Origin of the sequence: Mesorhizobium sp. M7A.F.Ca.CA.002.05.1.1 (assembly GCF_003998335.1) — a bacterium.
Classification (GTDB): Bacteria; Pseudomonadota; Alphaproteobacteria; order Rhizobiales; family Rhizobiaceae; genus Mesorhizobium.
In genome coordinates this window covers 1-3,271 of the sequence record NZ_RZQI01000687.1, presented here as the reverse complement: position 1 = coordinate 3,271, position 3,271 = coordinate 1, and the positions used below count along the sequence as shown (strand labels likewise).

At 65.1% G+C, this 3,271-nt stretch carries 3 protein-coding genes; all 3 read left to right on the top strand.

Translation table 11 applies throughout. From position 1 onward, the window contains the following. Window positions 1–931, top strand: a 931-nt coding sequence (locus EN939_RS26650) for an aldehyde dehydrogenase family protein (protein ID WP_127270736.1), incomplete at its 5' end; no start/stop codon positions are given. Window positions 932–958: 27 nt separating this feature from the next. Continuing rightward, window positions 959–2,035, top strand: a complete 1,077-nt coding sequence (locus tag EN939_RS26645; protein WP_127270402.1) for an LLM class flavin-dependent oxidoreductase — start codon at window positions 959–961, stop codon at window positions 2,033–2,035. A gap of 2 nt (window positions 2,036–2,037) precedes the next feature. After that, on the top strand, window positions 2,038–2,862 hold the full coding sequence (locus EN939_RS26640) for an alpha/beta fold hydrolase (RefSeq protein WP_127270407.1): 825 nt from the start codon (window positions 2,038–2,040) through the stop codon (window positions 2,860–2,862). The last annotated feature ends 409 nt before the right edge of the window (window positions 2,863–3,271 follow it).

Genomic DNA, 3,271 nt, shown 5'->3' with positions numbered 1-3,271 from the left:
CGCGCTGGCCGAGCTGATCATGGAGGCCGGCTTCCCGGCCGGCGTCGTCAATGTCGTGACCGGCACCGGCGCCGTGGCGGGGGACGCGCTGACCCGGCACCCTGGCATCGCGAAATTCGTCTTCACCGGTTCGACGGCGACGGGCCGGCGGATTGCCGCCAATGCGGCTGAGAACCTCATCCCCTGTTCGATGGAACTCGGCGGCAAGTCGCCACATGTCGTCTTCGACGACGTCGACATCGACCATGCCGTCAACGGCGTCGTGTCCGGTGTGTTCGCGGCGGCTGGGCAGACCTGCGTCGCCGGTTCGCGCTGTTTCGTCGAGGCCAGCGTCTACGATCGGTTCGTCGAGGCGCTGGTCGAACGCACGCGGCGCGTGCGGGTCGGGCTGCCGATGCTGGAGGAAACCGACGTCGGACCGCTGGCGCTGTCGGTGCAACTCGCCAAGGTAGAAGGCTACGTCGCCTCGGGCGTGCGCCAGGGCGCGCGGATTGCGGCCGGCGGCAAGCGGCCGCAGGCGGATGAGCTTGCAGGCGGCTGGTACTTCGAGCCGACCGTGATGACCGATGCCGACAACGGCATGGACTTCATGCAGGAGGAACTATTCGGTCCTGTCGTCGGCGTCATCCCGTTCTCGTCGGAAGACCAGATGATCCGTCTCGCCAACGACACCCGCTATGGCCTCGCCTCCGGCATCTGGACCCGGGACATCAACCGCGCGCTGCGTTTCGCCAGGAATGTTGAAGCCGGCACCGTCTGGATCAACACCTACCGCGCCTCGTCCTTCATGTCCGCCAATGGCGGCTTCAAGGAGAGCGGCTACGGGCGGCGCGGCGGCTTCGACGCCATGGAGGAGTTCTCGCGCCTGAAGAACGTCGTCATCGACTACTCGGGCGCGATGCAGGACCCCTTCATTATCCGCCTTCGCTGACCAAACCGACGCACTGGGGAGACCGACATGAAATTCGCCGTTTCGCTGACCATGGAACGCTTCTCGCCCGACATGCCGATGTCGAAGGTGAAGAGCAATCTCCTCGAGTTGGCGCGCCTGGCCGACGAAGGTGGCTTCGAGACGCTGTGGACGGCCGAGCATCACACGATCGAATGCACGATCTCGCCCAACCCCCTGATGACGCTGACCTGGCTTGCCCAGCATACCGAGCAGATCCGCCTCGGCACCTCGACGCTGGTCGCGCCCTACTGGAGCCCGATCCGGTTGGCAGGGGAGGCGGCACTTTGTGATCACCTGACCGGCGGGCGGCTGGAGTTCGGCATCGCGCGCGGTTCTTACCAATATGAGTTTGACCGCATGGCCGGCGGCATGCCGCAGCAGGAAGGCGTTGCCTATCTGAAGGAGCTGGTGCCGGCGGTGAAGAAGCTGTGGGCACAGGATTATGCCCATGACGGCGATTACTGGAAGTTCCCACTCGCCGCCGGCGTGCCGAAGCCGCTGCAGAAGCCGCATCCGCCGATCTGGGTGGCCGCGCGAGACCCGGGAACCTTCGACTGGGCGGTCGGCATCGGCGCTTCGATCCTGTCGACGCCCTTGTCGGCGCCGGCGGCCGAGATCGCCGTGCTCGGCGAGAAATTCCGCAAGGCCGTCGCCGATCATCCAGAGGTGCCGCGCCCGCGCCTGATGATGCAGCGGCGCACCTGCGTCTACGAACGAGCGCAGGACTGGGAGATCGCGGTCGGGCATGCCATTGACTATGGCCGCGCGTTCGAGAACCTGTTCCAGAACATCGGCACCGTGCAAAACGGCTTTCCCGAAGCTATCCCCTACGAGAGAGTCAAGGGCAAAGACAATTACAATCCCGAGAACATCCGTCGCAACCTGATGTTCGGCACGCCCGACGAGGTGATCGAGAAGCTGCTCGACTATGAAGCCGCGGGCGTTGACCAGTACTGCCTCGGCCTGACGTTCAACCTGCCGTTCGAGCTGCAGAAGAAGACGATCAAGCTGTGGGTCGACGAGGTGATGCCGGTCTTCGCCGCGCGCGAGCGCGACAGGGCGCGCCAGGCGGCGAGGGCGTGACTATGGCGCGCTCCGGCCAGCTCGATGTCGATGGCGTGCTGCTCAACTGGCGCCTTGAGGGTGAGGGTGGGTTGCCGCTGGTCTGCATCCATGGAGTCGGCTCCTATCTCGAAGCCTGGAGTGGCGTGGCGGGCCAACTGAAAGATCGCTTCTCGGTTCTCACCTTCGACCTGCGCGGCCATGGCCGCTCCAGCCGGATCAAGGGCCGTTACGAGATCGACGATTTCGTCAAGGAAACGCTGGCGCTGGCCGACCATGTCGGGTTTGCCACCTTCCATGTGGCCGGGTTTTCACTGGGTGGCCTGATCGCACAGCGCCTGTCGCTGACCCATGCCGAGCGCCTGAAAAAACTGGTGTTGCTGTCGACGGTCGCCGGCCGCACGCCCGAGGAACGGCACGCGGTGCGTGGCCGGCTGGCGGCGCTGATGGCGAGCGATGCCTCAGTGCATCATGAAGCCTCGCTGTCGCGCTGGCTGACGGAGGATTTTCAGGACAGCAACCCGGAGACCATCGCCGAGTTGCGCCGGCGTGACGCTGAAAACGACCGCGACTGCTATGCGGCCGCCTATCGCGTTCTGGCCGAGACCGATTTCGGCGGCATTCTCGACCGCATCACCTGCCCGACGCTGATCGTGACCGGGGAGGACGATCAGGGCTCCAGCCCGCGGATGGCACGGCTGATGCACGAACAGGTGCAAGGGTCGCAACTCGCCATCCTGCCCGGACTTCGTCATTCGATCCTGATCGAGGCGCCGGCTCGGGTTGCCACGCTGATGGGCGATTTCCTGATGGACGCTGACCGCGGGAAAGGGGGGCGGCGCCGATGAATAGCAGCCTTCGCGATGCGAAAGCCAACGCCGGACACCAGGGGCTGCACGACACCTCGCAGGGAGCGGGCCGGGACCTTCCCTGTGATCGGGGGAATGGCGACGGCAAACATCCTCCGCCACATCGGAAGACCGGACCGGCCGCGACGTCGCTAAATCCGCGGGCCTTTGGGAGAGGACGCCGACCAGGTCGGCACGAAATTGCGACGTCACGACCGGCTGAACGGAAGTGACTGCAAGGAACTGAACAACAACAGGGGAATACGGATATGACATTCTGGAACAGACCACAGCTGACGTTGGCCGCGATGGCGCTTGCGCTTGGCGCATATCCTGCTCACGCAGGCGCGGTGCTCGACCGCGTTGTGGCGGCCGGCACGCTCAAGGTGGCGACCGATGCCAACTGGGC

Excerpts from the sequence above, each read along its gene's own strand:
- EN939_RS26640 (WP_127270407.1), top strand. The coding sequence starts at position 2,038 with ATGGCGCGCTCCGGCCAGCTCGATGTCGATGGCGTGCTGCTCAACTGG.
- EN939_RS26645 (WP_127270402.1), top strand. The coding sequence starts at position 959 with ATGAAATTCGCCGTTTCGCTGACCATGGAACGCTTCTCGCCCGACATG.